Origin of the sequence: Streptomyces sp. NPDC013455 (assembly GCF_040632975.1) — a bacterium.
GTDB lineage: Bacteria > Actinomycetota > Actinomycetes > Streptomycetales > Streptomycetaceae > Streptomyces.
The window spans coordinates 91,849-117,980 of record NZ_JBEYCX010000020.1; the positions used below are offsets into that span (position 1 = coordinate 91,849).

Here is a 26,132-nt window from a genome sequence, read left to right on the forward strand (position 1 = left end):
CCCGTCATGATCAACACGACTTCGGAGAACCCCGTCCTGCGCGTCGCCCCCGCCGCCCCCGCCGAGGCCGCCGCCTACTTCCGCGCCGCCCTGGCCTTCCACACCGACGTCTCCGACGTCGCCGCCGGTCTCGAGGCCGGCGACGACCCCGGCTTCGTCGTGGTGGACTGCCGTTCCGCCGAGTCCTGGGACCAAGGCCACGTCCCCGGCGCCGTCCACCTGCCGACCGCGCTCGTCCCCGAGCAGGCCGGACAGCTCCTCGACCCGTCCGTGCCGGTGGTCACGTACTGCTGGGGCCCCGGCTGCAACGGCGCCACCCGCGCGGCCCTCGCCCTCGCCGAACTCGGCTACCACGTCAAGGAGATGCTCGGCGGCTTCGAGTACTGGGCGCGGGAGGGCCTCGCGTACGAGACCTGGCAGGGTCCGGCCCGCCAGGACGCCGACCCGCTGACGATACCGGTGGCGGGGGCCTGCGGCTGCTGACGCCCCGCCGCCCGGTCAGCGCAGCGCGTCGAAGGCGATCTCCAAGTGCCGGGGACCGCGCAGCACGGCGTTTGGCCGGTACGGCGGCGGATCCTCGACCAGGCGCGGATTCTCCAGCCGCCGGGCCAGCTCCGACAGGGCGAGCTGGGTCTCCAGCCGGGCCAGCGGAGCGCCGAAGCAGCTGTGGATGCCGCTGCCGAAACCCAGGTGCTGGATGTCCCTCCGGTCCGGGTCGAAGCGCCCGGGGTTCTCGAACCGCTCGGGGTCCCGGTTGCCCGCGGCCAGGACGAGCCAGATCCGCGACCCCTTGGGGATGGTGACCCCGCGCACCTCGATGTCGGTGATGTTGGTGCGCTGCGGCACGATCTGCACCGGCGGCTCGTAGCGCAGCAGCTCCTCCACGATCTTCACGGACAGCCCCGGGTCCTCCCGCAGCCGCTGGAGGACGTGCGGGTGGCGCAGCAGCGTGAGCATGCCGTTCGTGATCAGGTTGACCGTCGTCTCGTGTCCGGCGATGAGCAGCAGCACCGCGGTGCTGAGCACCTCCATCATCGTCATGGAGCCCTCCGGACCACGGCTGTCGACCAGGTCGGACAGCAGGTCGTCCTGCGGCTCCCTGGTGCGCTCCTCGACCAGCCCGGCCAGGTACATGCCGAGCTGCATCCGCGCCTCCTGGGCCCGCTTGGCGAACTCGCCGTCCCCCGACCGGCGCGTCGCGGGGTCCAGGCCGGCGACGAGCGGGTCGACCCAGGAGCGGAACCGCGGCTCGTCCTCCCGGGGCACACCGAGCAGCCGGCAGATCACCGCCACCGGGAAGGGGTAGGCGAACTGGTCGACCAGGTCGATCCGGCGCGCCTCCCCGAAACCGTCGATCAGCCCGGTGACGACGGTGGCCATCTCGCCGCGCAGGTCGTCGATGCGGCGGGGCCGGTGCGGCGGCCCGAAGGCACTGTTGGCGATGCGCCGGAGCCGGTCGTGCTCCGGCGGGTCCAGACGCAGGAACGACGGCGGCAGCCCCCCGCTCTCCGCCTGCCCGGTCTCGTCCTCCCCCGCGGCGGCGATGTTGGCGGCGTCCGAACTGAGCCGGGGGTCGTGCAGCAGGGCCTCGATGTCGTAGTAGGAGCTGAAGACGTAGGGACCGCCCTCCTCCTCGTGCAGCACCGGAGTCCGGCGGAGTTCCTCGTACAGCGGATAGGGATCGGCGCGGTTGGCGAAGTCGGTGATCTGGCGCACCAGCGAGGATCGCGTCATGACAGGTCCTTGGAGCGTTCGGGCCGGGCGGCGGTCAGTGCCGGGAGGCGGTCAGTGCCGGGAGGGATGGAAGACCAGCTGCTGGTCGGCCGGTGAGTAGCCGCTGAGGGTCACCATGGGGCCGTGGGTCGGCAGGGACGGGTCGGGGAAGGCGGCGGCCACCGGCTGCCGGCCCTCCGGACGCCGGTCCATCGTCGGGAACTCCACCGGGAACGGCGCGCCCCGCTCGATCTGCCGGCGGTAGAACTCCAGCCACCGGGTGTTGTCGAACGTCACGGCGGCGACGACACGGCCCTGGTGGCCGTACACCCCGACGAACCGGCGCTCGGCCAGCGAGCCCTGCGTGATCATGAGCTCCTCGCCCATGGGCGGCACCCCGACCGACTTGATGTTCACGCCGAACATCGAGGACCAGAAGGCCGGCATCCACAGGTGCGGCCGCCGGTCGACGCCGTGGCAGATCATGTTGTGCGCGGCGGTCTCCGCCTGGGCGACGGCGTTGCCCCAGTGCTCCAGGGAGAGGAACTGGTACCCGAAGAGCGCGTGCGGGGAGCGCGCCACGTCGCCCGCCACGAAGACGTCGTCGGTGACGATGCCGCGGAAGTCGAAGGCCCGGCAGCCCGCGTCGCAGGCGATGCCCCGCGGCCCGGCGCCCAGCCCCGACCCGGCCAGCCACTCGGTGTTGCGCAGCGAACCGAGCGAGACCACCACCACGTCCGCCTCGACCACGCTCTCGTCGGACAGGTGCACGGCCCGCACCCTGCCGACCGAGTCCCCCTCCAGCGAGGTCACCGTGACATGGGTGCGCAGATCGACGCCGTTCTCGGTCTGGAGGTCGGCCGCGACCGCGCCGATCACTCCGCCGAGCGCCCCCACCAGCGGTGCGCCGGCGCGCTCCGCCACGGTGACGGCGACACCCATCTCCCGGCACGCCGAGGCGACCTCCGAACCGGCGAATCCGGCACCGATGACGAACACCCGGCGCGGCCCCGCCTTCAGCCGCCGGTACAGCTCGGCCGCGTCCTCCCGGGTCCGCAGCAGGCAGACACCGTCCAGCCGGGCCTCCTCCTCCTTCGGCCACGGCCGGGCGCGGACACCGGTCGCGATGAGCAGCCGGTCGTACTCCACCTCGTCCCCGTCCGCCAGCCGGACCCGCTTGGCCGTCAGGTCCAGACCGGCCGCCGCGACGCCGAGCCGCCACTTGGCGTCGATCTCCCAGCGGTGCGGCAGCTCGGTGTGGTGCGGGGACGCCATGCCCAGCAGCACGGACTTGGACAGCGGCGGCCGGTCGTACGGCTCGTATGGTTCGTCCCCGATCAGGGTGAGCTCACCGGCGAAGCCCTCGGCGCGCAGGGTCTCGGCCGCCCGCAGACCGGCCAGCGAGGCACCCACGATCACGATCCGGCCCTCGCGCCTGAGCCATTCCACGTAGTCAGCGGCCATCGGGCGCCTCCCCGGCGGAACCGGCGACCGGCACGCCCACGGCACCGTCGAGCCCGTCCGCCGTGATCGCCTGCACCGGACACGCGGCGACGGCCCGTGCCAGCCGCTCCCTCTGTTCCTCGTCCGCGCGCGGGTTGTAGACCAGCGACTCATCGCCGTGCATGGCGAAGACGTCGGGCGCGAGGAACGCGCACTGCGCGTACCCCTGACACTTGTTGAGATCGACGACGAGCCTCATCGACGCTCCGCTCTTCCGGTGGCAGGTCCGGTGCGCACCACGCGGCTCCCGCGGGCGTTCCCGGACGGCGGTCGTCCCCCGCCCGCCAGCATGCGAGCCGAGGAGGGGTGGCCGCGCGCCGCGCATGCCGATCGAGTGAGTCCCCGGCGACGGGCGCGGCTCATCCGGCCGCCGCACGCCGGGGCCGGCGGCGCCGGGCCGTCACGAGGATGTGCACGCCGAGCAGCAGGGACCACGCCGGGAAGACGAGTTCCGCCCAGGGCACGCTCGGCGAGACGAAGAGCAGCGTCAGGGCGGTGAGGAAGCCGAGGATCGTCAGCGGGCGCGGCAGCACCCCGAGGCGGTGGCCGATCACCGACATGGACGACACGAAGACGGCCGCCATCCGCGTGGCGTACCCCGTCATCAGGCCGTACGCCAGGTGGCGGCCGAAGTCCCAGGCGGCCGGCCGCGGCAGCGTGCCGGCGGCGGGCGCCACCACCAGCACGGCGTCCGCCGCCGCGGCGGCGGCGAACATCGTGGCGGTGTAGACCAGCCCGCTGCCCAGGAGCACGGTGGCGAGGAACCTGTCCTCCACCGCGCCGACGTGTGCGCGGACCGCGCCGATGAACCACAGGAAGAAGATGCCGGCGAACGGCACCAGCGCGAGGGCCGTCCGCAGGGCGCCGCGCCGCGCCGGGTCCGTGGAGCCGGGCGCGGCGACCGTGTCGGCCCCCTCCGGGAAGCCCAGCCTGACCAGGACGATCGCGGCCGCCAGGAGCAGCGCGAAGACGACTCCGGCCAGCCCCGCGGCACGCGGAGTCTCCAGTGCCTGTTGCCCAGGCCCCTTCTCCCGCATGCCCGGCCCGCCTCTCCGCATCGGCCCCCGGGCACCAGCTAGCCGCCTCCGCCCGGCCCGCGCCACCGGGAGACGCCCGTACGGGCGCGCGCCCGTACGCCTCCTCTCGAAAGGCACGCGGAAGACGGACGGAGGCGGCGGGACGCGCACGCGGGCGGCCGGCCCCCGGGACGTCAGAGCCGGGACAGCTCGTCCACCAGGTCGTCCAGGCCCAGCGAGCCCTGCGACAGCGCGGCCATGTGCCAGGACTTCAGGTCGAACGCGTCGCCGTGCCGCTCGCGCGCCTTCTCCCGGCCCAGCAGCCACGCCCGCTCACCGAGCTTGTAGCCGATCGCCTGGCCCGGGATCGTCAGGTACCGGGTCAGCTCGCTCTCCACGAAGTCCGCGGGCCGGCTGCTGTGCGCGCCGAAGAACTCCTGCGCCAGCTCCGGCGTCCACCGCTCACCGGGGTGGAACGGCGAGTCCGCGGGGATCTCCAGCTCCAGGTGCATGCCGATGTCCACGATCACCCGGGCCGCCCGCATCATCTGCGCGTCCAGGTAGCCGAGCCGCTCCTCGGGGTCCGCCAGGTAGCCCAGCTCGTCCATCAGCCGCTCCGCGTACAGCGCCCAGCCCTCGGCGTTGGCGCTGACCCCGCCGACCGAGGCCTGGTAGCGGGAGAGGTTCTCGGCGACGTGCGCCCACTGCGCGAGCTGGAGGTGGTGGCCGGGCACGCCCTCGTGGTACCAGGTCGAGACCAGGTCGTAGACCGGGAAGCGGGTCTCGCCCATCGTGGGCAGCCACGTGCGCCCGGGCCGGGAGAAGTCCTCCGACGGCGCCGTGTAGTAGGGGGCCGCCGCGCCGCCGGGCGGGGCGATGCGCGACTCCACCTTCCGCACCCGCTCGGCCAGTTCGAAGTGCGTGCCGTCCAGCTCCTCGATCGCCTTGTCCATCAGGGCCTGGAGCCACTCCCGGACCTCGTCCACGCCCTCGATGTGCCGGCCGTGCTCGTCCAGGTGCGCCAGCGCCACCCACGGCGTCTCGGCGCCGGGCAGGATCTTCTCCGCCTCCTGCCGCATCTCGCCCAGGATCCGGTGGAACTCCGCCCAGCCGTACGCGTACGCCTCGTCCAGGTCGAGGTCGGTGCCGTTGAAGTAGCGTGCCCAGCGCGCGTACCGCTCCCGGCCGACGACGTTCGGGGCGCCCTCGATCGCCGGCGCGTACACGTCCCGCAGCCAGTCCCGCAGCTCCACCAGGGCGCCGGTCGCCGCCCGGGCCGCCTCGTCCAGCTCCGCGCGCAGCGCCTGCGGGCCCGCGGCGGCGAAGTCCTCGTACCAGCCGCGGCCCTCGCCGTCGGTGTCCGTCCACTCGGTGAGCTGCTCGATGAAGGTCGCGGTCGGCCGGGGCGCCGCGAACAGCTTGCGTTCGAGACCGAGCCGGAGCGACTCGCGGTAGCCGGCCAGCGCGCCCGGCACCGCGCGCAGCCGCTCGGCGATGGCCGCCCAGTCCTCCTCCGTCTCCGCCGGGGTGACCGTGAAGACGTCCCGCACCGAGTGGCCCGGCGTGCTCATGTTGCCGATCGCGCGCAGGTGCTCGTCCGCCTCGTGCACGGCGAGCTCGGCGGTCAGCCGCTCGCGCAGCAGCCGTCCGCAGCGCCGCTCCACGTCACTGTCCGCCCCGGGCCGCCGCTCCGCCTCGTCCAGCTTGGCGAGGGTGCCCCGGATCAGCTCCGCGAGGGCCTCCTGACCGGCGGGCGAGTAGTCGGGCAGCCTGCTCGAACTCTCCTTCACACCGAGGTAGGTACCGGTGACCGGGTCGAGGGCGATGAGGTCGTCGACGTAGGCGTCGGCGACCTGACGGGGCAGCAAGCTCTGGGTCTCAGACATACGGGCCATCCTCGTACGAGGAGGATCTCCGCGTCACCCACGCAGGGGGGATTCAGCTCTGGGCGTGGCCGGGCGGCAACAGCGGGCCGCACTCCCACTGCTGGAAGATCAGCCGGGTCTCCACCCGGGCGACCTCGCGCCGCGCGGTGAACTCGTCGAGCACCAGCCGCTGGAGGTCGGCCATGTCCGCGACGGCCACATGCACCAGATAGTCGTCCGGACCGGTCAGGTGGAACACCGTCCGGGCCTCCGGCAGCGCCCGGACGCGCTCGACGAAGGGTCCCACCAGCTCCCGCCGGTGCGGCCGTACCTGCACCGACAGCAGCGCCTGGAGGCCGCGACCGAGCTTGGCCGGATCGAGTTGGAGCCGGTTGCCGAGGATCACGCCCGAGCGGCGCAGCCGGGTCACCCGGTCCAGGCAGGTCGACGGCGCGACGCCCACTTGGGCGGCGAGGTCGCGGTAGGTGGTCCGGGCGTCGTTCTGCAACAGCCGCAGCAGATGCAGGTCCACCGGATCCAGTACGACGGATTCGGCCATTGGCCGAACGTAGCACGGTGTTCGATTCCCGTGAACCGTCCGATGTTCACTCTTCCGCCCATGGACACAGTCAGCACGGGTGCCTACGACGACGTACGCCCCGCTCCGAGAGCCCTGGCCACCGAGGCCGTGCACGCCGGCCGCGACGATCTCGCCCGCCAGGGCCTGCACGCTCCGCCGATCGACCTGTCCACCACCTACCCCTCCTACGACAGCCGCGCCGAGGCCGCCCGCATCGACGCCTTCGCCACCGACGGGGCCGACCCGGTGGGACCGCCGGTCTACGGCCGGCTCGGCAACCCGACCGTCGCCCGCTTCGAGACCGCCCTGGCCCGTCTGGAGGGCACCGAGTCCGCGGTCGCCTTCGCCAGCGGCATGGCCGCGCTCAGCGCCGTCCTCCTGGCACGCTCCGCCATGGGCCTGCGGCACGTCGTCGCGGTACGGCCCCTGTACGGATGCAGCGACCACCTGCTCACCGCCGGGCTGCTGGGCACCGAGGTCACCTGGACCGACCCGGCCGGCATCGGGGACGCGCTGCGCCCGGACACCGGCCTTGTGATGGTCGAGTCCCCGGCCAACCCGACGCTCGCCGAACTCGACCTGCGGGCCGTCGCCCATGCCTGCGGCTCCGTGCCGCTGCTCGCCGACAACACCTTCGCCACCCCCGTGCTCCAGCGCCCGGCCGAGCAGGGCGCCCGGCTGGTGCTGCACAGTGCCACCAAGTACCTCGGCGGCCACGGTGATGTGCTGGCCGGGGTGGTCGCCTGCGACGAGGAGTTCGCGGGCCGGCTGCGGCAGATCCGGTTCGCCACGGGCGGGGTGCTGCACCCGCTGGCGGGCTACCTGCTGCTGCGCGGCCTGTCCACGCTTCCGGTGCGGGTGCGGGCCGCCTCCGCGAACGCCGCCGAGCTGGCCCGCCGGCTCGCCGCCGACCCGCGCGTGGCCCGGGTGCGCTATCCGCGGCTCGGCGGCGCGATGATCGCCTTCGAGGTGCACGGCGACCCGCACGAGGTCATCTCACGGGTCCGCCTCGTCACCCCCGCGGTCAGCCTGGGCAGCGTCGACACGCTCATCCAGCACCCGGCCTCCATCAGCCACCGCATCGTCGACGCCGACGACCGCCGCGGGTCGGGTGTGAGCGACCGGCTGCTGCGCCTGTCGGTGGGGCTGGAGGACGCGAACGACCTGTGGGCCGACCTGGACCAGGCACTGGGCGCTGCCCCGAAGCGGCCCACGGCACCGGCGGGGGAGGCGGTGCGGGAGGCGGTGCGCTGAGCAGTGGCGCCGCCGAGAGGGGCGGTGGCGCAGGTGGTGCGCTGACGGTGCCGGGCCCCGCGGGGTGGTGGTGCGGGGCCCGGCACCACGGGCGGCCGACCCCGCCCGCCGGCCCCGGCCACCTGGTACGGCGGCCGGGGCACGCATCTTCGTGACCGGGCCCGGTCGTGCCCGTCCCGGCCGGTGCCGGCCGGTGCCGGCACGGTCTGCCGGGGCTACGGCGCCTCAGTCCAGCCAGGGAGGCCGTACCCCCGGCGCGGTGGTCAGCGGTGCCGTGTCCAGGCGGGCCGTGATGACCAGCGTGCCCTCCTCGACCTGGTAGTCGAGCGGCAGGCCGAGGCCGCGCATCGCGGCCACCATGCCGGTGTTGGACGCCTTGGTCACGGCGTACACGCTCGCGCAGCCGGCCTCCGCGGCCATCGTCACCAGCCGGCCGAGCAGTTCGCCGCCGATGCCCCGCTGCTGCCAGGCGTCCTCGACCAGCAGCGCGACCTCCGTCTCGTCGCCGTCCCACAGCAGGTGCCCGAGGCCGACGATCCGGCCGGAGGCGGTCTGCGCGGCCAGCGTGCGCCCGAAGCGGGGGCTGAGCAGGTGGTTCAGGTACCGGTCGGCGTCGCCGAACGGCCCGTGGTAGCGCAGGCTCAGGGTCTGCGGAGAGCACCGCTCGTGCATCGCCCTGGCCGCGGGCAGGTCACCGGTGTCGGCCCGGCGGACGGTGATGTCGTTGCCCTCGGGCAGGGTCAGCACGTCCTCGCCGCGGGGGATCCGCGGCCCGAGCCGGCTGTCCAGCTCCACCAGCGCCCGGGCCCGCGCGAACTCGGTGGGGGTGAACGGCAGGTACGGCCGTTCCACGGTGAGCACACCGCCCTCGGGTGCCGGCAGCCGCATCACGGTGTCCTCCAGGACACCCTCGGCCGGCACCGGCCGCGGGGCACCGCCGTCGCCGGCCGGCCTGCCGGGCAGCGAGCGGATCGTGCAGCGGCCGAGCAGCTGGCGCAGCGCCAGCGGCAGTTCGGCGGTGTCCAGCGCGGTGCGGGCCGCCAGGCCGAGCACCCGGGTCGGCGCGTCGACCAGGTCGTGGGCGTCGGCCCGCTCGATCCAGGTGGCCGTGCCCCCGGCCAGCGCCACCGCCCGGCGGATCTCCTCCGCCGTCCGGGTGCCCGGTGCCCGCAGCAGGAACTCGTCCACGGTGCCGTCGGCCAGCGGATGCGTCTGGAGGCTCAGGATGTCCACCCGCAGACCGGCGAGGGCGCTGCACAGGGTGGCGAGCGATCCCGGCTCGTCCTTCACCGTCGTCCGCATCCGCCACAGCGCGCCGGCGATCCGCTCGGCGGCCGGCTGCCCGGACGGCCGCGTCTCGGCGGTCGGCCGGGCACCGGTATCGCTCACCGGCGGGGCGTGTCCGTGGCGGCGTGACCACCAGACGTGGAAAGCCGCCGTCGCGGCCAGCACGGTGGCCGAGATCAGCAGCAGGGCCGGGCCGTCGGGACCGTGCCCGATCAGGTTCGCCACCGCGTCCGCGACGGCCACGGCCGTGAAGAGCGCGGCGAGCTCGACGACGTCCCGCCGCCAGTGGTGCACGGGGCGGCCGTGCTTCGCCCGCGTCACATCAGGGATTTCCGGAGTCATGCAGCCACTGTGCGCGAAGGGTGTTGCGTGATCACGAACTGCTTGTGACCGCTGGGTAAAGCACGCTCCGCCCTTTTTGTTGCACTTTTTACAGCCCGGCTGCCCACCGGCCCGGCCCCGGGCTGCCCACCGGCCCGGCCCCGGGCTACTGACCGACCCGGCCCGGCTGCAGCGTCCGCGTGAACAGTACCGTGCCGTCCTGCTCGCGCAGCCGGACCGTCAGCTCGCCGCTGCCCCCGTCGATGTCGACCTCGCCGAAGAACTGGTAACCGCCCGCGGGGGAGACGTTCGACGCGGCCGGCGCCTTCACGAAGACCCGCTCCGGGCCGAAGGTGGCGTCCAGCGCCGTGGCCGGGAAGGCGCCGGCGTTCAGCGGCCCGGAGACGAACTCCCAGAACGGCTCGAAGTCGGTGAACGCCGCCCGGGAGGGCTGGTAGTGCTGGGCGGAGGTGTGGTGCACGTCCGCCGTCAGCCACAGCGTGCCGGTGATCCGCCGGTGCTTGATGAACCGCAGCAGCTCGGCGATCTGCAGCTCACGGCCGAGCGGGGCGCCCGGGTCGCCCTGGGCCACCGCCTCGAAGTTCGGCTTGTTCTCCATCGAGTCCGGTACGACGAGACCGAGCGGCATGTCGGCGGCGAGCACCTTCCACACCGCGCGCGAGCGGGCCAGCTCCCGCTTGAGCCACTCCAGCTGCTCCCGGCCGAGGATGCCCTGCGGATCGGTCGTCTGGTCGTCGGGGGAGTTGGCGTTGCGGTAGGTGCGCATGTCCAGCACGAACACGTCCAGCAGCGGGCCCTGGCGCAGCACCCGGTGGACGCGGCCCTCCCGCGCGCCCGGACGCAGCGTGGAGACGGGGAAGTACTCGCCGAACGCCCGCCGGGCGCGCGCCGCCAGCACGTCGACGCTCTTCTCGGTGTAGCGGGTGTCGGTGGTGGCGATCACCTCGCCCGGGTACCAGTTGTTGCGCACCTCGTGGTCGTCCCACTGCACGATCGAGGGCACCTGGGCGTTGAACCGGCGCAGGTTGGCGTCGAGCAGGTTGTAGCGGAAGTTGCCCCGGTACTCGGCGAGGGTCTCGGCGACCTTCGCCTTCTCCTCCGTGGTGATGTTCCGCCAGGTGGTGCCGTCGGGCAGCGCCTGGGTGGCGGCGATCGGGCCGTCGGCGTAGACGGTGTCGCCGCTGCACAGGAAGAAGTCCGGGTCCAGCCGCGCCATGGCGTCGTAGATCCGGTAGCCGCCGAGGTCGGGGTTGATGCCCCAGCCCTGGCCGGCCAAGTCGCCCGACCACAGGAAGCGCACGCCGTCCCGGCGGCGCCGGGAGGCCGTGCGGAAGGTGCCGGTCACGGGCTCGCCCGTGCGGCGCGGGTCGTCCGGGTCGGCGAGCAGGACGCGGTAGTGGATCTGCTCGCCGGAGGGCAGGCCGTGCAGCCGGGTGGTGCCGGTGAAGTCCGTGCCGGCGCCCAGCAGCGGGCCGTGCCACCTGCGCGGGTTGCGGAACGACTCGGTGGCCGAGGTCTCCACGACCATCCGGGCCGGCCGGTCCGAACGCACCCACACCAGGCCGGAGTCGGCGGTCACGTCACCGGTCTGCACCCCCCACTCCGCCCGGGGCCGTCCGGAGCGGGCGAACGCCGGGGCCGCGCCGAGGCCGGCGGGCAGGGTCAGGGCCGCCGACGCGGCGAGGGAACCGCGCAGAACGCTGCGGCGGCCGGGGAACGGACGGTGTGACATGGCTGCGCCTCCAAGGACGGGATCCGGCCGGTGTGCAGAGCCACACCTACTGGGGCGCCGCGGCGCGCACACGAAATGGAGGTGAACTCCAGCCGGCCGGTACGCCGTCGGCGGTTCAGCGGCTGCCGTCCAGGATGACCCGTGCGACCAGGGCCGGGTCGTCGTTCATCGGGCAGTGGCCGCAGCCGGGCAGCCGCACCAGCCGGGCGTGCGGGATGAGCCGCTTGGCGCGTATGCCCTGGCGGCGCACCAGGATACGGTCCCGGGTGCCCCAGGCCACCGTGACCGGCAGGCCCGCCAGGGTGTCGGTGAACCGGACGGTGGTGCCCGCCCGCAGGGTCTGCTCGAAGCCGGCGGCCCCCACGAGGGCGAGTGTCTCGGCGACCACCGCCTCCGGTGAACGGCGCGCGGGGCGGGCGTAGATGGTGCTGGTCAGCGCCGTACGCCCGGCCGCTGTCCGGGAGAGCCGCTCCACCAGCGGCAGCGGCAGCCGCTGGGCGACGCCCCGCATCGCGAGCAGCACCGAGAAGGCGTACCGCCGTTCGGCCTCCGTCCAGAAGCCGGCCGGGGACAGGGCGGTGACGGACCGCGCCAGTTTCTCCCGGCCCAGTTCCAGTGCGAGCAGCCCGCCCAGCGAGTTGCCGGCGACGTGCGGGCGGTCCAGTTCCAGCGCCTCGAACAGGGCACCGAGCACGGAGTTGGTGGTGGACAGGTCGTAGGCCAGGCCGTCCGGCAGCCCCGGGGACGCGCCGAAGCCCGGCAGGTCGACGGCGATCACCTCGCGCTCGGTGGCCAGGATGTCCACGACCGGGTCCCACGCCTGCCGGTGATGGCCGATGCCGTGCAGCAGGACCAGCGGTTCGCCGCGGCCCACGCGCGCGTAGGACACGGTGACATCGCCCGGGCCGTGCGGGCCGGGGACCTTCAAGGAGACGGTGGCGGACATGGGGTGCTCCTCGTCTGGGCTGCTGACGGACGCCGTAGACAGCTTGTCAGCAATTACTACCAGTGGGTAGCCCCGGTACGCCGCTCCCCGCGGCCGGCGCCGGCCGCCCGTCCGCGAGTTCCGCGGACACCGGCCGGCCACCGCTCCGGCCCTCAACCCGGCCGGCGCACCTCGATGTTGAAGTCGGCGTCCCCGAAGCGGCCGAACAGGGCCAGCCACAGGGGCAGATACATCTCCAGCGCACGCGCCGCCCGGATGCCGCCCAGGTCCAGCACCCGCCCGGCCGGCCAGCCGAACTCCCCGAGCAGCGCCCGCACGTGCTCCTTGGCCCGGGCGTCCGCCCCGCACACGAACACCTGGTGCTCACCCGGCACCCGGCCGGGATCCACCATCACCCGGCAGTTGACCGTGTTCAGCGTCTTCACCACGCGCGCGTGCGGGAACGCCCGCTGGATCCGCTCGCCCACGCTGTCCGACTCCACCGGGTCCAGCCGCGGCTGCCCGTCCTCGAACGCCAGCGGGTTGGAGACGTCCACCAGCACCTTGCCCGCCAGGTGTTCCGCGCCCGCCGCCTCCAGCGCCTCCAGTGCCACCCGGCCGCCGACCGCGTTCACGACCACCTCGCCGGCCGCCGCAGCGTCCGCGAAGGTCCCGGCGTGGGCCCGGCCGGCCGCGGCCGTGGCCCACTCCGCCGCCACCGGGTTGTCCGCGGAGCGCGAGCCGAGGGTCACCTCGTGCCCCAGCTCCAGCAGCCGGCCGGCGAGGGTACGGCCCACCTCGCCCGTGCCCAGCACCGCGTACCGCATAGCCCACCTCGGGATCGTCGGCCGCCGCGCGTCGGCGGTCCGCGGTCATTGTGATCCGGACCGCTTATGGAAGCGGGCATTCCGGGTGGACACCGGCAGGTGTGTCGGATGGGATGGGACGTGTGACCGCACACCCAGCCACCGATGTCTTCGAGGAACACCGGTCCCTGCTCATGGGGGTCGCCTACCGCATGCTCGGCCGGGTCGCCGACGCCGAGGACGTCGTCCAGGAGACCTGGCTGCGCTGGTACCAGGCCGACCGCGCCGAGGTCCGCGAACCGCGCGCCTACCTGGTGCGGATCGCGACCCGGCTGGCCATCGACCGGCTGCGCCAGGTGCGCTCGCGCGGCGAGGCGTACCTCGGGCCGTGGCTGCCCGAGCCGTACCTCACCGAGTTCGCCGACACCGCCCCGGACACGGCGGACCGGGCCGTCCTCGCCGACACCGTCTCCCTGGCCGTCCTGGTCGTCCTGGAGTCGCTGTCGCCGCTGGAGCGGGCGGTGTTCGTGCTGCGGGAGGCGTTCGGCTACCCCTACGCCGAGATCGCCACGCTGCTCGACCGGGGCGAGGCGGCGGTACGGCAGCTGGCCGGGCGGGCCCGCCGCCACGTGGCGGAGCGGCGCCCGCGGTACGAGGTCGACCCCGCCCGGCGCCGGGACCTGACCGAACGTTTCCTGACCGCCGCGGCCGAGGGCGACCTCGACGGCCTGCTGTCCCTGCTCGCCCCGGACGTCCAGCTGGTCGGCGACAGCGGCGGCAAGGCCAAGGCGCCGCTACGTGTCCTGCACACCGCCGACAAGGTCGCCCGCTTCCTCATCGGGGTCACCCGCAAACTCCCGGCCGGCCTGTCCGTACGGCCCCTGGAGGTCAACGGCGGCCCCGCCGCGCTGGCACTGGCCGGCGACGAGCCCGACAGCCTGTTCCAGCTGGACATCGCCGACGGCCGCATCACCGCCGTCTACATCATCCGCAACCCCGACAAGCTGCGGCACCTCACCGGCCGCTGAGCCGTCCGCCCCCGGAGCCCCCGTCGTGCCGGCGGGGGCTCCGCCGTACCGCCGCCGCCCGCGCCGTGCGACGGGAGTTTTGCCGCGGTGTCACCCACACCGGGGGGTGCGAACGCCGTGTGAACGCTCCGCGGCGGGACGCCCGCGCACTCCCCACGCGACCGAGGATTGGTCTTGACCAAGGGTGACGGCCGCCCTATGGTCGCAGAGAACTGCAACAACCTTTAATAAACAAGGGCGCCAAAACCGCCGGACCACGGCTCTTGCGGAGGACAGGGTGGGGACCACGCAGCTGGAATCGGTACCGGAACCGAAGTACTGGCATCTCAAGACCGTGCTCACCGAGGCACTGGACTCGGAGTTCTCGGTCGGCGAGATCCTGCCCAACGAGCGTGAGCTGGCCGCCCGCTTCGGCGTGGCCCGCGCCACGCTCCGCCAGGCCCTGGAACAGCTGGAGCTGGAGGGCAGGCTCCAGCGCCGCCGCGGGGTCGGCACGACCGTGGCGCCCCCACGGGTGGGCGTGGCCGTCGGCACCGAGCAGCCCTCCTGGCCCGGCGCCGCCCACGACGCCTGGCAGCCCGTCGACAGCCTCCAGGCGACGCCGCCCGCCGCCGTCGCCGCGGCCCTGGAGACCGGCGCCGACGAGCCGGTGCACATCGTCCGCCGCTCCCGCATGTCCCACGGCCAGCAGGTCGCCACCGAACTGCTGTACGTCCCGGCGGGTGCCGTGCCCGGTCTGACCGCGATCGACGCGCCGTCCGGCGCGGCACGCGCGCGTGCGGTGCTGCGGGAACTGCAGCACCTGCCGCTGGACGGCGAGGACCGCGCCGTCGAGCTGGGCTCCGCGCGCGCGGACGACGCCCGGGAACTCGACCGGCTGCCCGGCTCGCCCGTCCTGGTCCTCACCACCCGCTTCTTCGCCCAGGGCCGCACCGCGGCACTCTCGGTCGCGACCTACCGGGCCGACACCTGCCGGCTGACCTTCGGCGAATCGCCCGGCGTGGAGATACACCACGCCCCGGAGCAGCGGGCTTCCTGACACACCCCACGCCCCCCTGGGAACCCGCGACGCCGTCACGGCGGCCGGCCCAGGGGGGCGTCCCGTACGCCCGGGAGCCGAAGGCGCGGGGCCGCCTCCCGGAGGTCCGGGAAGACCGCGCAGGCGGCCGCGCCCGTACGACGGCGTCAGCCGGTGTTCCGCTTCCCGGCGCGCCCCGGCCGGCAGCTCACCGCCGGGCCGTCACCGAGCCCTCCACCGCGAACAGCTGTTCCTCCACGTGGTCCAGCGCCAGGCGCAGCGCTCCCGTCGCCACGGCCGCCTCGCCCAGCATGGACAGCGCCACCCGGGGCGGCCGCAGGCAGTAGCGGGCCAGTTCACGGCGCAGCGGCTCCAGGACGCCGTCCAGACCGGCCGCCCAGCCGCCGATCACGACCAGCTCCGGATCGAGCGCCAGCACCAGCGCGGCCACGTCGTGCACCAGCCGCTGGATGAACCGCTCGACGGCCGCCTGCGCCCGCTGGTCGCCCTTCCGGGCCAGCGCGAACACCTCGGCGACCGCCTGCTCGTCCAGCGGGTGCAGCGGCTCGTCGGTGGTGGACAGCAGCGCCTCCGGCGTCGCCTCCCGGCCCAGCAGGTGCAGCGCGCCGATCTCCCCGGCCGCCCCGCCGTACCCCCGGTGCAGCCGCCCGCCGATCAGCGAACCGGCACCCGGGCTCAGCCCGGCCAGGACGAACACCACGTCGTCCGTCCCGGTCGCCGAACCCTTCCAGTGCTCGGCGACCGCCGCCGCGTTGGCGTCGTTCTCCACCAGCACCGGGCACCTGAACGAACGGCTCAGCCGCTCACCGAGCCTGAGGCCGGTCCACTGCGGCAGCGCCGTGCTCAGCCGTACCGTGCCGTCCGCCTCCACGATGCCCGGCGTGCCCACGCCCACCGCCCGCAGCGAGGAGCGCGCCACCCCCGCCCGGCGCAGCAGCTCGGCGACCGCACCGCGCAGCCGGTCGAGCCGCTCGTCCGCCGGGGCCCTCTCGCCGACCTCCTTGGCCTGCGCGCCCAACACCCGCCCGTCCAGGTCGGACAGGAGCGCGGCGACCCGGTGCGGCCCGACCTCCAGGCCCAGCAGGTGACCCGCCTCGGCCCGGAACCGGAACCGCCGGGCGGGCCGCCCCTGCCGGCGCGCACCCCCCTCGTCGGCGGCCGCCTCCACGACGAGGCCGCCCTCGATGAGCCCCTCCACGACCCCCTCGACGGTCGGCCGGGACAGTCCGGTGACCCGGGTGATCTCGGTGAGCGTCGCGCAGTCCGCGGCACGCAGCGCGTGCAGCACCACCGCGGAATTGATCCTCCGCAGCAGCGAGGGATCGCCGCCGGTCAGCTGGCCCACCGTCCGTCCTCCCAGCTCGCGGGCGTGTTGGCCGGATCGTACTCGGCGCGGCGCACCCCTGCGAGTGCCGGGTTCCGCCCGGCCGCGCGCCCCGCTCACCCCGGTTCCACGAACCCCGACTCGTAGGCCGCGATCACCGCCTGCGTGCGGTCGCGCGCGCCGAGCTTGGCCAGGACGGCACTCACATGCGACTTCACCGTCTCCGCGCCCACCACCAGCCGGGCGGCGATCTCGGCGTTCGACAGGCCCCGCGCCATCAGCCGCAGCACCTCCGCCTCCCGCTCGGTCAGCCGGGCGAGCTCCGGCCCGCCCCGCGCCGGCCGGCCGCCGTCGCCGTACCGGGCGGCCAGGCGCCGTACGGAGGCCGGGAACAGCAGCGACTCGCCCTCCGCCACCAGCCGGACCGCGTGCACGATCTCGGCCGGACGGGCCCGCTTCAGCAGGAACCCGTCGGCGCCCGCGCGCAGCGCCTCGTACACGTACTCGTCGTCCTCGAACGTCGTCACCACGAGGATCTTCGGCGGCTCGGCCACCGTGCGCAGCACCGCCCGCGTGGCCTCGATGCCGTCCATCAGGGGCATGCGTACGTCCATCGCGACCACGTCCGGGCGCAGTCGCCGCACGAGCGGGATCACCGCCGCGCCGTCGGCCGCCTCACCCGCCACCTCGATGTCGGGCTGCGCCTCCAGCACCGCCCGCAGACCCGCACGGACCAGGGGTTCGTCGTCGACGAGAAGAACGGTGACCGGCATCCGGCCAGCCTAGATCAACCCGTCGGCAGCTCCGCGCGCACCCGCCAGTCGCCCTCCTCGGGGCCGCTGTGCGCGGTGCCGCCCAGCAGCGCGGCCCGTTCGCGCATGCCCCGCAGCCCGCTGCCCCGGCCGGGCCCGGACACCACCCCGGGCAGCGGATTGCGGACTTCCAGGACGAGCCTGGTGCCGGTGGCCGAGACCCGGACGGTCACGGGCACGGCCCCCGCGTGCCGCAGCACGTTGGTGAGCGCCTCCTGAAGGATGCGGTAGCCCTCGCGGGACACGGGGCCCGGCACGGCCCCGACCGGTCCCGTCACCTCCGCGTCGACCTTCGCCCCGGAGGCCCGCGCCGACTCCAGCAGCCGGTCGGCGTCGGCCAGCGTGGGCCGGGCGCCCACCGGCCGCTCGGCCTCCCGCAGGACCCCCAGCACCCGCTCCAGGTCCGCCAGGGCGGCGCGGCCGGTCTCCTCGATGGCGTCGAGTGCCCGCTCGGTGAACTCCGGGTCGCCCGCCGCCCGCGCGGCCCCGGCCTGCACCACCGCCACCGTCAGCGCGTGCCCGATCGAGTCGTGCAACTCCCGCGCGATCCGCGTGCGTTCCAGCAACTGCTCGGTGCGCTCCTCCAGAGCGGCCAGCCGCTCCGCCGCGGACGGCCCGAGCAGCCGGCGCGCGGCGGCCGTCACCAGCGCGCCGAGCCCGACGACCACCCCGTACAGAACGAGCAGCGGCAGCGGCGCCAGCAGCGCCCAGGCGCGGTGCGGCGGCAGCCGGTCCGGCAACGGGACCCCGGCCGGCGCCACCGACCACGCGCACCGCGCCAGTTCGAAGGCGAGGACGGGCAGCCACACCGACGCGAACGCGGCCACGGCTCCGAGCACCATGCGCAGCTCCAGCCACACCACCGTACGCAGCCGGTCCCGCCCGCTCACCGCCGGCGCCTCGGAGATGCCCGGATCCGGATCGCCGGGGGTGAGCAGCAGCCGCGCCTGCACGCCCTCGCCCTGCCGCACCACGGGCACGAACCCCAGCGGGCCGATCAGCAGCGCGGGCACCCACGGGGTCGACAGGTCGATGAAGAGCCAGACGCTGACCACCAGCATCGGCACCCACAGGTGCAGCAGGCGTGTGTACGTCCGCCCGCGCAGCAGCGGGCGCAGAAGGCGGGCCATGGCCTCATCGTGGCAGGCGGCACCGACGACCGGCCTCCCCCGCACGGGGGAGACGGTCTCCACCGGCGGGGGAGGCACCGGCCGCGCCGCCCGGCCAGGCTGCTGCCATGACCAGCATCGACGTACGAGACCTCACCAAGGAGTACGGCGGCCGGCGGGCCGTGGACCACCTCACCTTCCGGGTGGGCCCCGGCCGGGTCACCGGCTTCCTCGGCCCCAACGGCGCCGGCAAGTCCACCACCATGCGCCTCGTTCTCGGCCTCGGCCGGCCCACCGCCGGTACCGCCACCATCGGCGGCCAGGAGTACGCCCGGCTCCGTGAACCCCTGCGCCGGGTGGGCGCCCTGCTCGACGCACGTGCCGCGCACGGCTCCCGCACCGCCCGCGACCACCTGCTGGCCCTCGCCGCGAGCAACCGCATCCCGGCCCGCCGGGTCGACACCGCCTTGGAGGAGACCGGCCTCGCCGGCGTGGCGCGCCGCAGGGTGCGGACCTACTCCCTGGGGATGCGCCAGCGCCTCGGCATCGCCGCCGCCCTGCTCGGCGACCCCGAGGTCGTCCTGCTGGACGAGCCCGCCAACGGACTCGACCCCGAGGGCATCGTGTGGATCCGCACCCTGCTGCGCCGGCTCGCGGCACAGGGCCGTACGGTCCTCGTCTCCAGCCATCTCATGGGCGAGACCGCCGCCTTCGCGGACCACCTGCTCATCGTCGGGCGGGGCCGCCTGCTCACCGACACACCGGTCCGGGAGTTCATCCACGCGCGCGTGCGGCCCCACGTCCGCGTCCGCACCACCGACCCCGCCGCCCTCGGCGAGCTCCTCGCCCGGCACGGTCACGAGGCCACCCGGGACGCGGACGGCACCTGGACGGTGCGGCAGGCGCGCGTGGACGACCTCGGCCGCCTGATGTCCGACGCGGGCGTCCCCGTCCTGGAACTCGCGGCCCGCGAGGCCACCCTGGAGGAGGCGTACCTCGATCTGACCGCTGCCGAGGCCGAGTTCACCGCACCGCGCCAGGAGGTCTGACCATGTCGTTCGCACCCGTGCTCCGCGCCGAGTGGATCAAGATCCGGAGCCTGCGCTCCCTGCTGGGCGCCCTCGCCGCCGTCTTCGTCTCCACCACCGCGTTCTCGGCGCTCGCCGCGGCCGACGCCGACGACTCCGACCCGCTGTACTCGGTGTTCTTCGGGATCGCGTTCGGGCAGGTCGCCGCGATCGCCTTCGGTACGGCGGCCGTGGCCTCCGAGTTCCGGGGCGGTGCGCTGCGGCTGACCCTGTCCGCGGTGCCCGACCGGGACCGCTGGTTCGCCGCCAAGGCCACGGCGATCGCCCTGCCCGCACTGGCCGTCGGGCTGCTCACCGGGCTCGTCACCCTCCTGGTGGGCCGGGCGGCCCTCGGCGCGTCCGCCCCCGGCTGGGCCGAGGGGCTGCGCGGCGCCCTCGGCTGCGGACTGCACCTGACCCTGATGGCGCTGTTCGCGGCCGGGGTCGCGGCCGTGCTGCGCAGCGCGGTCGCCACCCTGTCGGTGCTGGTCCCGTTCCTGCTGGTCGTGTCGTTCGTCATCGGCGACCTGTCCGGCTCGGTCGCCGACTTCCTCCCCGACCGGGCCGGCCAAGTGGCCCTGCACAGCAGCTGGGACGGGGCACTCGGCCCGTTCGGCGGGCTCGCGGTGACCGCGCTGTGGACGGCGGCGGCCCTGCTCGCGGGTGCCTGGAGCCTCCGCCTCAGGGACGCCTGACGAGCCGCCAATTGTCAGTGCGGCCCGCTTTACTGGACCGCATGGACATCGCGGAGTGCCTGACCCTCATCGACCTGCTGTGCGCCCGGGAGTTCCCGGCGGCGCACGGCAGGACGGAGCACGGCGAGAGCGGGCCCGGCTACCACATAGCCGCCTTACAGACGAGTGCCGAGTTCTGGGACGACGACGGCAGCGAACGGGAGGAGACGGAGGCGCAGTACGAGGCCGACCGGGACGGCCTGGCGCAGCGCCTCGGCGAGCGCTGGGGGCAGCCGCAGCACGTCAGCCTGTACAGCGTGCTGGAACGGACCATGGCGGGCGAGGACCTGGCGGAGCCGTGGGCCGGACTCGGCGGCCACGTCCCCGACGTCCAGCTGTGGCGGGTACCGCGGGCGGGCCGCTGGTTCGCCCTCGGGGTGTCCCAGTGGGACAAGGAGCTGCCGTTTCAGCTGCTCGGGATAGTGACGGAGACCGACCCGCCGTGACCGTCCGCGCCCGCCGCCTCGCGCAGCCGGGCGAACTCCTGCGCCATCGTCGCCGCCGTCCAGTGCGCGTTCAGCCCGCTGGGGTTGGGCAGCACCCACACCCGGCTGTGCCCGATGACCCGTTCCTGCGGGCCGACCCGGGCGGTGCGGTCGCCGAACGCGGCGCGGTACGCCGTCACCCCGACCACGGCCAGCCACCTCGGCCTGAGCCGGGTGACCTTCTCGGCCAGCAGCCGGCCGCCCTCGACGTACTCCTCGGCGGTCAGTTCGTCCGCCCGGGCGGTGGCCCGCGCCACCACGTTGGTGATGCCCAGCCCGTAGGACAGCAGCTCCCGCTGCTCGGACGGCTTCAGCAGCCGCGGGGTGAAGCCGGACAGGTGCAGCACCGGCCAGAAGCGGTTGCCGGGGCGGGCGAAGTGGTGGCCGGTCGCCGCGGTCATCAGCCCGGGGTTGATACCGCAGAAGAGCACGCGGAGGCCGTCCGCGACCACGTCCGGGACGAGGCGGTCGCGGGCGGCCTCCAGTTCCGCCTTGGTGAAGCGGGGGGTGCGGGTCAGAGGATCGCTCCGGGGGTGTAGCCGGCGGCCTCCGGGTGCCGCTTGACGATCTCCTCGATCCGGCCGGCGACCAGGCCGACCTGGTCGGCCGCGGCACCGGTGAAGGAGAGCTTGTCGGCCATCAGCTCGGCCAGCTGCTCGCGGTCGAGCGGCAGCCGCTCGTCGGCGGCGAGCTTGTCGAGCAGGTCGTTGCGCTCGGCGCCCTGCTCGCGCATGGCGAGGGCGGTGGCCACGGCGTTCTCCTTGATCGCCTCGTGCGCGACCTCGCGGCCGACACCGGCCCGCACCGCGCCCATGAGCACCTTGGTGGTGGCCAGGAACGGCAGGTAGCGGTCCAGCTCGCGGGAGACGACGGCCGGGAAGGCGCCGAACTCGTCGAGGACGGTCAGGAAGGTCTCCAGCAGACCGTCGAGGGCGAAGAAGGCGTCCGGCAGGGCGACCCGGCGCACCACCGAGCAGGACACGTCGCCCTCGTTCCACTGGTCGCCCGCCAGCTCACCGGTCATGGAGGCGTAGCCCCGCAGGATGACCATGAGCCCGTTGACGCGCTCGCAGGAGCGGGTGTTCATCTTGTGCGGCATCGCGGAGGAGCCGACCTGGCCCGGCTTGAAGCCCTCGGTGACCAGCTCGTGCCCGGCCATCAGCCGGATCGTCTTCGCCAGCGAGGAGGGCGCCGCGGCCAGCTGCACCAGCGCGGTCACCACCTCGTAGTCCAGCGAGCGCGGGTAGACCTGGCCGACCGAGGTGAACGCCTGCGAGAAGCCCAGGTGCCCGGCGATCCGGTCCTCCAGCTCGGCGAGCTTGGCCGCGTCGCCGCCGAGCAGGTCCAGCATGTCCTGCGCGGTGCCGACCGGGCCCTTGATGCCGCGCAGCGGGTAGCGGCCGAGCAGCTCCTCGACCCGGCCGTAGGCCACGAGCAGCTCGTCGGCGGCGGTCGCGAAGCGCTTGCCCAGGGTGGTGGCCTGCGCGGCCACATTGTGCGAACGGCCGGCCATGACCAGCTCGGCGTACTCGCCGGCCAGCTTGCCGAGGCGCGCCAGCACGGCCACCGTGCGGTCGCGCATCAGCTCCAGCGAGAGCCGGATCTGGAGCTGCTCGACGTTCTCCGTGAGGTCACGGGAGGTCATGCCCTTGTGCACGTGCTCGTGCCCGGCGAGGTCGTTGAACTCCTCGATCCGGGCCTTCACGTCGTGCCGGGTGACCTTCTCGCGCTCGGCGATCGAGGCCAGGTCGACGGTGTCGAGGACCCGCTCGTAGTCGGCGATCGCCTCGTCGGGCACCTCGATGCCGAGGTCCTTCTGGGCCCGCAGCACGGCGAGCCAGAGCTGCCGCTCGAGCTTCACCTTCTGCTCGGGGGACCAGAGCGTGGCGAGCTCGGCGGAGGCGTAGCGTCCGGCGAGGACGTTCGGGATGCGGGGCTTGGCGGGCGCAGAAGTCACGTGTCCAGATTCTACTGGCGGTTCGTGCAGGCCAGCGCCACGGGTGCCTTCGGTCGAAGCTACGAGAGCCCCGTCACGTCGGCGCGGCGGTGCGGGCACGCCGGTGACCGGCCCCGGCCTTCCTCGGGTACCGGCCCCGGCCCGACTCGTCCACGGGCCCCCGGACGTCCGCATGGCCGCCGCAGTACCGCCTGCGCCGAGCCCTCGTACACGGCCTACGCCGAGCCCTCGTACGGCAGCAGCTCCGGGCGCTTCGGCGGGCGGCCGTCGCCCGACGAGCGGCCGGTCAGCCGGCGGCCTATCCAGGGCAGCAGGTGCTGCCGGGCGAACCGCACGTCGGCGGCCCGGCGCGTCACCCAGCCCGGCGGCAGCGTCGCCGGCATCGGCACGTGCCACTCCGCGTCCTCCGCGCCGTAGCCGAGGCTCTGCCACACCGCCTCGGCGACCCGGCGGTGCCCCTCCGCCGTCAGATGCAGCCGGTCCACGTCCCACAGCCGCGGGTCGGCCAGCGCGGGCGCCCCGTAGAGGTCGACCACCACGGCGCCGTGCCGCGCGGCCAGCTCGTCGACGCAGGCGAACAGCTCTTCCATGCGGGGCCGGAACCGCTCCAGCACCGGGCCCTGGCGGCCGGGGCTGCGCATGAGCACCAGCTGCTTGCAGGACGGGGCCAGCCGCTCCACGGCCTCGGTGAGTAGGTCCCGGACCCGGCCCATGTCGCACTTGGGGCGCAGGGTGTCGTTGAGCCCGCCGACGAGGGTGACGACGTCGGCCTTCATGGCCGCCGCCACGTCCACCTGCTCGTCGACGATCTGCCTGATCAGCTTCCCGCGCACGGCGAGGTTCGCGTACCGGAAGCCGGGCGTGCGGGCGGCCATCCGGGCGGCGAGCACATCGGCCCAGCCCCGGTAGGAGCCGTCGGGCAGCAGGTCCGACATGCCCTCCGTGAAGGAGTCGCCGACCGCGACCAGGCTGGTGTACGGGGGAGGTGTGGGGTTCGTCTGCATGGCGACAGAGATGGTATCCCGAGGCCAATACCTGCCGGTCGGTCGGTACGGCGCGGCCGGGGCCGCGCTCTGCCCCCGGGCCGCGCTTCACCCCCGGGCCGTGCCGGCCCGGCACCGGCCCGCGCCGCCGGCGCCCTCCTGTCAGCCCGGTGCCGGCTGGCCGAACAGCTGCCGCAGCACGTCCTCCATGGTCACCAGGCCCGCCAGCCGCCCGTCGTCGCCGAGCACGGCCGCGAGGTGCGTCCGGCCGCCGCGCATCGCGGTGAGCACGTCGTCCAGCGGGGTCCCCTCCCGCACGCGCGCGATCGGCCGCATGTCCCGCAACCGGAACGGCATGTCCCGCGGCGACGCGTCCAGCGCGTCCTTGACGTGCAGGTACCCCACGATCCGGCGGCCGGCGTCGACCACCGGGAAGCGGGAGAAGCCCGACTCCGCCGACAGCCGCTCCAGCTGTTCCGGCGTCACGCCCACGCGGGCGTACACGACCCGCTGGAGCGGTACGACCACGTCCCGCACCGGCCGGCTGCCCAGCTCCAGGGCGTCGTGCAGCCGTTCCTGCGCCCGGTTGTCGATCAGTCCGGCCTCGCTGGCGTCCTTGACGATCTCGGCCAGTTCGGTGTCCGTGAAGGTCGCCGCGACCTCGTCCTTCGCTTCCACCCGCAGCAGCTTCAGCAGCGCGTTCGCGAAGGCGTTGACGGTGAAGATCACCGGGCGCAGCGCCCGCGACAGCGCGACCAGCGGCGGACCGAGCAGCAGCGCGCTGCGCACCGGTTCGGCGAGCGCGATGTTCTTGGGCACCATCTCGCCGAGCAGCATGTGCAGATAGGTCGCGAGGGTCAGCGCGATCACGAAGGAGACGGCGTGACCCGCGCTCGTCGGCACGCCCAGCGTGTGGAAGGCCGGCTCCAGCAGGTGCGCGATCGCCGGCTCGGCGACCACACCCAGCACCAGCGTGCACAGCGTGATGCCGAGCTGGGCGGCGGCCAGCAGCGCGGACACGTGCTCCAGTCCCCACAGCACGCTCCGGGCCCGCCGGTCGCCCTCCTGGGCGAGCGGCTCCACCTGCGAGCGGCGTACGGAGATCAGCGCGAACTCGGCGCCGACGAAGAAGGCGTTGACGACGAGGGTCGCCAGACCGATCAGCAGCTGTACGGCGGTCATCGCGTGCCCTCCCGGGTCCCCTGCACCTTGCCGGTCCCGTCACCGGGCTCGTCGTCCAGCGGTGCGTGCAGCAGCACCCGGGCGGCCCGGCGGCCCGAGGCGTCGACCACGTCCAGCCGCCAGCCGGCGACGCCGACGCTGTCCTCCTTCGCGGGTATCCGGCCCAGCTCGGTGGCGACCAGGCCGGCCAGCGTCTCGTACGGCCCCTCCGGCACGCGCAGGCCCACCCGCGCGAGCTGGTCGGTGCGGGTGGCGCCGTCGGCCAGGTACAGCGCCCGGCCCTCCTCGTCGGCGCCCGCCGGGGCGAGGTCGGGCGTCTCGTGCGGGTCGTGCTCGTCCCGCACCTCGCCGACGACCTCCTCCACGATGTCCTCCAGGGTGGCCACGCCGGCCGTGCCGCCGTACTCGTCGATGACGACGGCCATGGTGCGCCGGCCGCCGAGGCGGTCCAGCAGCCGGTCGACGGTGAGCGACTCGGGCACCAGCAGCGGCTCGCGCATCACCTGGGCGACCGTGCGGTGGCGCCGTTCGTCCGCCGGGACGGCCAGCACGTCCTTGATGTGGGCGGTGCCGACGACGGAGTCCAGGCTGCCCCGGTAGACCGGGAACCGGGACAGACCGGTGGCCCGGGTGGCGTTGGCGACGTCCTCGCAGGTCGCCTGGGTGTCCAGGGCGACGACCTGCACGCGCGGGGTCATCACGTTCTCGGCCGTGAGATCGGCCAGGTTCAGCGTCCGCACGAACAGCTCGGCGGTGTCCGGCTCCAGGGCGCCCTCCTTGGCGGAGTGCCGGGCGAGTGCGGCCAGTTCCTGCGGGCCGCGCGCGGAGGCCAGCTCCTCGGCCGGCTCGATGCCCAGCCGGCGGACGAAATGGTTCGCGGTGTTGTTCAGGTGGGTGATGAAGGGCCGGAAGGCCGCGCTGAACCAGCGCTGTGCGCTGCCCACCCGCTTGGCCACGGTCAGCGGTGAGGAGATCGCCCAGTTCTTGGGCACCAGTTCGCCGACGACCATCAGGAACACCGTCGACAGGGCCGTGCCCAGCACCAGCGCGACGGAACCGGCCGTGGCGCCGGACAGGCCCATCGCGCGGAACGGCCCGGCCAGCAGCGCGGCGATCGACGGCTCGGCGAGCATGCCGACCACCAGGTTGGTGACGGTGATGCCGAGCTGCGCGCCGGAGAGCTGGAAGGTCAGGTTGCGCGTGGCCTTCAGGGCGCCCGCGGCCCCCCGCTCGCCACGCGCGGCGGCCCGCTCCAGCTCGCCGCGCTCCACGGTGGTCAGGGAGAACTCCGCCGCCACGAAGGCACCGCAGGCCAGCGACAGCAGGATCGCCACCAGGAGAAGGAGCACTTCGGTCATCGGGTCACCCCCGTCCCATGGTCGGACAGGG

General features: G+C 74.3%; 25 protein-coding genes. 7 read left to right on the forward strand and 18 right to left on the reverse strand.

All coding sequences use genetic code 11. The features are described from left to right. Window positions 1–6 precede the first annotated feature (6 nt). On the forward strand, window positions 7–483 hold the full coding sequence (locus ABZ576_RS27545; RefSeq protein ID WP_360746314.1) for a rhodanese-like domain-containing protein: 477 nt from the start codon (window positions 7–9) through the stop codon (window positions 481–483). Window positions 484–498: 15 nt separating this feature from the next. On the opposite strand, the gene ABZ576_RS27550 is transcribed toward ABZ576_RS27545, so the two are convergent. The 6 genes from ABZ576_RS27550 to ABZ576_RS27575 all read right to left on the reverse strand — a co-directional run bounded on the left by ABZ576_RS27550 (window position 499) and on the right by ABZ576_RS27575 (window position 6,656). Then, the gene (locus ABZ576_RS27550; protein WP_360746317.1) at window positions 499–1,734 is read right to left on the reverse strand and encodes a cytochrome P450; all 1,236 of its coding nucleotides are present in this window, start codon (window positions 1,732–1,734) and stop codon (window positions 499–501) included. A gap of 51 nt (window positions 1,735–1,785) precedes the next feature. Continuing rightward, complete coding sequence (locus tag ABZ576_RS27555) at window positions 1,786–3,177, reverse strand: FAD-dependent oxidoreductase (protein WP_360746320.1); 1,392 nt, start codon at window positions 3,175–3,177, stop codon at window positions 1,786–1,788. After that, a complete protein-coding gene (locus ABZ576_RS27560; RefSeq protein WP_360746323.1) occupies window positions 3,167–3,415 on the reverse strand; it encodes a ferredoxin in 249 nt (82 codons plus the stop codon). The genes ABZ576_RS27555 and ABZ576_RS27560 overlap by 11 nt, the downstream gene beginning before the upstream one ends. A 160-nt stretch (window positions 3,416–3,575) precedes the next feature. Further along, window positions 3,576–4,253, reverse strand: coding sequence for a hypothetical protein (locus ABZ576_RS27565; protein WP_360746326.1), 678 nt, complete (start codon window positions 4,251–4,253; stop codon window positions 3,576–3,578). A 173-nt stretch (window positions 4,254–4,426) separates the two neighbouring features. Next, entirely contained in the window at window positions 4,427–6,118 is a 1,692-nt protein-coding gene (locus ABZ576_RS27570; protein WP_360746329.1) for a DUF885 domain-containing protein, read from the reverse strand. Window positions 6,119–6,170: 52 nt separating this feature from the next. Next, window positions 6,171–6,656 (reverse strand): Lrp/AsnC family transcriptional regulator, encoded by a 486-nt coding sequence (locus ABZ576_RS27575; RefSeq protein WP_360746332.1) that lies wholly within the window; start codon window positions 6,654–6,656, stop codon window positions 6,171–6,173. Between the two features lie 60 nt (window positions 6,657–6,716). Here ABZ576_RS27575 and ABZ576_RS27580 point away from each other — a divergent pair, with 60 nt between their 5' ends. Then, a complete protein-coding gene (locus ABZ576_RS27580; RefSeq protein ID WP_360746335.1) occupies window positions 6,717–7,931 on the forward strand; it encodes a PLP-dependent transferase in 1,215 nt (404 codons plus the stop codon). Window positions 7,932–8,156: 225 nt separating this feature from the next. On the opposite strand, the gene ABZ576_RS27585 is transcribed toward ABZ576_RS27580, so the two are convergent. The 4 genes from ABZ576_RS27585 to ABZ576_RS27600 form a co-directional block, all read right to left on the reverse strand. Beyond that, window positions 8,157–9,560: a GNAT family N-acetyltransferase gene (locus tag ABZ576_RS27585; RefSeq protein WP_360746338.1), complete on the reverse strand. Its 1,404-nt coding sequence runs from the start codon at window positions 9,558–9,560 to the stop codon at window positions 8,157–8,159. 145 nt (window positions 9,561–9,705) lie between these two features. Continuing rightward, complete coding sequence (locus ABZ576_RS27590; protein WP_360746341.1) at window positions 9,706–11,292, reverse strand: alkaline phosphatase D family protein; 1,587 nt, start codon at window positions 11,290–11,292, stop codon at window positions 9,706–9,708. A 115-nt stretch (window positions 11,293–11,407) separates the two neighbouring features. Next, window positions 11,408–12,238, reverse strand: coding sequence for an alpha/beta fold hydrolase (locus ABZ576_RS27595; RefSeq protein ID WP_360746344.1), 831 nt, complete (start codon window positions 12,236–12,238; stop codon window positions 11,408–11,410). A 152-nt stretch (window positions 12,239–12,390) separates the two neighbouring features. Beyond that, window positions 12,391–13,044, reverse strand: a complete 654-nt coding sequence (locus tag ABZ576_RS27600; RefSeq protein ID WP_360746347.1) for an NAD(P)-binding domain-containing protein — start codon at window positions 13,042–13,044, stop codon at window positions 12,391–12,393. 122 nt (window positions 13,045–13,166) lie between these two features. On the opposite strand from ABZ576_RS27600, the gene ABZ576_RS27605 reads away from it, so the two are divergent. Both ABZ576_RS27605 and ABZ576_RS27610 read left to right on the forward strand, forming a co-directional pair. Then, entirely contained in the window at window positions 13,167–14,051 is an 885-nt protein-coding gene (locus ABZ576_RS27605) for an RNA polymerase sigma-70 factor (RefSeq protein ID WP_360746350.1), read from the forward strand. 277 nt (window positions 14,052–14,328) lie between these two features. Beyond that, the gene (locus ABZ576_RS27610) at window positions 14,329–15,090 is read left to right on the forward strand and encodes a GntR family transcriptional regulator (protein WP_360746353.1); all 762 of its coding nucleotides are present in this window, start codon (window positions 14,329–14,331) and stop codon (window positions 15,088–15,090) included. Between the two features lie 187 nt (window positions 15,091–15,277). On the opposite strand, the gene ABZ576_RS27615 is transcribed toward ABZ576_RS27610, so the two are convergent. From ABZ576_RS27615 to ABZ576_RS27625, 3 genes are all read right to left on the reverse strand, one after another. After that, window positions 15,278–16,435: an ROK family transcriptional regulator gene (locus ABZ576_RS27615; protein ID WP_360746356.1), complete on the reverse strand. Its 1,158-nt coding sequence runs from the start codon at window positions 16,433–16,435 to the stop codon at window positions 15,278–15,280. A gap of 95 nt (window positions 16,436–16,530) precedes the next feature. Beyond that, window positions 16,531–17,187 carry a response regulator transcription factor gene (locus tag ABZ576_RS27620; RefSeq protein ID WP_360746359.1) on the reverse strand — a complete coding sequence of 219 codons (657 nt, stop codon included), beginning with the start codon at window positions 17,185–17,187 and terminating at the stop codon, window positions 16,531–16,533. A gap of 14 nt (window positions 17,188–17,201) precedes the next feature. Further along, window positions 17,202–18,356: a histidine kinase gene (locus ABZ576_RS27625; RefSeq protein ID WP_360746362.1), complete on the reverse strand. Its 1,155-nt coding sequence runs from the start codon at window positions 18,354–18,356 to the stop codon at window positions 17,202–17,204. Window positions 18,357–18,463: 107 nt separating this feature from the next. Here ABZ576_RS27625 and ABZ576_RS27630 point away from each other — a divergent pair, with 107 nt between their 5' ends. From ABZ576_RS27630 to ABZ576_RS27640, 3 genes are read left to right on the forward strand one after another with little or no spacing between them, the layout of a single operon-like run. Continuing rightward, the gene (locus ABZ576_RS27630; protein WP_360746366.1) at window positions 18,464–19,384 is read left to right on the forward strand and encodes an ATP-binding cassette domain-containing protein; all 921 of its coding nucleotides are present in this window, start codon (window positions 18,464–18,466) and stop codon (window positions 19,382–19,384) included. A 2-nt stretch (window positions 19,385–19,386) separates the two neighbouring features. Next, on the forward strand, window positions 19,387–20,097 hold the full coding sequence (locus ABZ576_RS27635; protein ID WP_360746368.1) for an ABC transporter permease subunit: 711 nt from the start codon (window positions 19,387–19,389) through the stop codon (window positions 20,095–20,097). Between the two features lie 41 nt (window positions 20,098–20,138). Next, window positions 20,139–20,582: a hypothetical protein gene (locus ABZ576_RS27640; RefSeq protein WP_360746371.1), complete on the forward strand. Its 444-nt coding sequence runs from the start codon at window positions 20,139–20,141 to the stop codon at window positions 20,580–20,582. Here ABZ576_RS27640 and mug read toward each other — a convergent pair. From mug to ABZ576_RS27665, 5 genes are all read right to left on the reverse strand, one after another. Next, entirely contained in the window at window positions 20,543–21,106 is a 564-nt protein-coding gene (gene mug / locus ABZ576_RS27645; protein WP_360746461.1) for a G/U mismatch-specific DNA glycosylase, read from the reverse strand. The genes ABZ576_RS27640 and mug overlap by 40 nt on opposite strands. 29 nt (window positions 21,107–21,135) lie before the next feature. Beyond that, window positions 21,136–22,578: an adenylosuccinate lyase gene (gene purB, locus ABZ576_RS27650; protein WP_360746374.1), complete on the reverse strand. Its 1,443-nt coding sequence runs from the start codon at window positions 22,576–22,578 to the stop codon at window positions 21,136–21,138. Between the two features lie 215 nt (window positions 22,579–22,793). Beyond that, the gene (locus ABZ576_RS27655; protein ID WP_360746377.1) at window positions 22,794–23,582 is read right to left on the reverse strand and encodes an SGNH/GDSL hydrolase family protein; all 789 of its coding nucleotides are present in this window, start codon (window positions 23,580–23,582) and stop codon (window positions 22,794–22,796) included. A gap of 141 nt (window positions 23,583–23,723) precedes the next feature. Beyond that, window positions 23,724–24,743, reverse strand: a complete 1,020-nt coding sequence (locus ABZ576_RS27660) for a hemolysin family protein (RefSeq protein ID WP_360746380.1) — start codon at window positions 24,741–24,743, stop codon at window positions 23,724–23,726. Continuing rightward, on the reverse strand, window positions 24,740–26,101 hold the full coding sequence (locus ABZ576_RS27665; protein WP_360746383.1) for a hemolysin family protein: 1,362 nt from the start codon (window positions 26,099–26,101) through the stop codon (window positions 24,740–24,742). The genes ABZ576_RS27660 and ABZ576_RS27665 overlap by 4 nt, the downstream gene beginning before the upstream one ends. Window positions 26,102–26,132 lie beyond the last annotated feature (31 nt).

Excerpts from the sequence above, each read along its gene's own strand:
- ABZ576_RS27545 (WP_360746314.1), top strand. The coding sequence starts at position 7 with ATGATCAACACGACTTCGGAGAACCCCGTCCTGCGCGTCGCCCCCGCC.
- ABZ576_RS27550 (WP_360746317.1), bottom strand. The coding sequence starts at position 1,734 with ATGACGCGATCCTCGCTGGTGCGCCAGATCACCGACTTCGCCAACCGC.
- ABZ576_RS27555 (WP_360746320.1), bottom strand. The coding sequence starts at position 3,177 with ATGGCCGCTGACTACGTGGAATGGCTCAGGCGCGAGGGCCGGATCGTG.
- ABZ576_RS27560 (WP_360746323.1), bottom strand. The coding sequence starts at position 3,415 with ATGAGGCTCGTCGTCGATCTCAACAAGTGTCAGGGGTACGCGCAGTGC.
- ABZ576_RS27565 (WP_360746326.1), bottom strand. The coding sequence starts at position 4,253 with ATGCGGGAGAAGGGGCCTGGGCAACAGGCACTGGAGACTCCGCGTGCC.
- ABZ576_RS27570 (WP_360746329.1), bottom strand. The coding sequence starts at position 6,118 with ATGTCTGAGACCCAGAGCTTGCTGCCCCGTCAGGTCGCCGACGCCTAC.
- ABZ576_RS27575 (WP_360746332.1), bottom strand. The coding sequence starts at position 6,656 with ATGGCCGAATCCGTCGTACTGGATCCGGTGGACCTGCATCTGCTGCGG.
- ABZ576_RS27580 (WP_360746335.1), top strand. The coding sequence starts at position 6,717 with ATGGACACAGTCAGCACGGGTGCCTACGACGACGTACGCCCCGCTCCG.
- ABZ576_RS27585 (WP_360746338.1), bottom strand. The coding sequence starts at position 9,560 with ATGACTCCGGAAATCCCTGATGTGACGCGGGCGAAGCACGGCCGCCCC.
- ABZ576_RS27590 (WP_360746341.1), bottom strand. The coding sequence starts at position 11,292 with ATGTCACACCGTCCGTTCCCCGGCCGCCGCAGCGTTCTGCGCGGTTCC.
- ABZ576_RS27595 (WP_360746344.1), bottom strand. The coding sequence starts at position 12,238 with ATGTCCGCCACCGTCTCCTTGAAGGTCCCCGGCCCGCACGGCCCGGGC.
- ABZ576_RS27600 (WP_360746347.1), bottom strand. The coding sequence starts at position 13,044 with ATGCGGTACGCGGTGCTGGGCACGGGCGAGGTGGGCCGTACCCTCGCC.
- ABZ576_RS27620 (WP_360746359.1), bottom strand. The coding sequence starts at position 17,187 with ATGCCGGTCACCGTTCTTCTCGTCGACGACGAACCCCTGGTCCGTGCG.
- ABZ576_RS27625 (WP_360746362.1), bottom strand. The coding sequence starts at position 18,356 with ATGGCCCGCCTTCTGCGCCCGCTGCTGCGCGGGCGGACGTACACACGC.
- ABZ576_RS27630 (WP_360746366.1), top strand. The coding sequence starts at position 18,464 with ATGACCAGCATCGACGTACGAGACCTCACCAAGGAGTACGGCGGCCGG.
- ABZ576_RS27635 (WP_360746368.1), top strand. The coding sequence starts at position 19,387 with ATGTCGTTCGCACCCGTGCTCCGCGCCGAGTGGATCAAGATCCGGAGC.
- ABZ576_RS27640 (WP_360746371.1), top strand. The coding sequence starts at position 20,139 with ATGGACATCGCGGAGTGCCTGACCCTCATCGACCTGCTGTGCGCCCGG.
- ABZ576_RS27655 (WP_360746377.1), bottom strand. The coding sequence starts at position 23,582 with ATGCAGACGAACCCCACACCTCCCCCGTACACCAGCCTGGTCGCGGTC.
- ABZ576_RS27660 (WP_360746380.1), bottom strand. The coding sequence starts at position 24,743 with ATGACCGCCGTACAGCTGCTGATCGGTCTGGCGACCCTCGTCGTCAAC.
- ABZ576_RS27665 (WP_360746383.1), bottom strand. The coding sequence starts at position 26,101 with ATGACCGAAGTGCTCCTTCTCCTGGTGGCGATCCTGCTGTCGCTGGCC.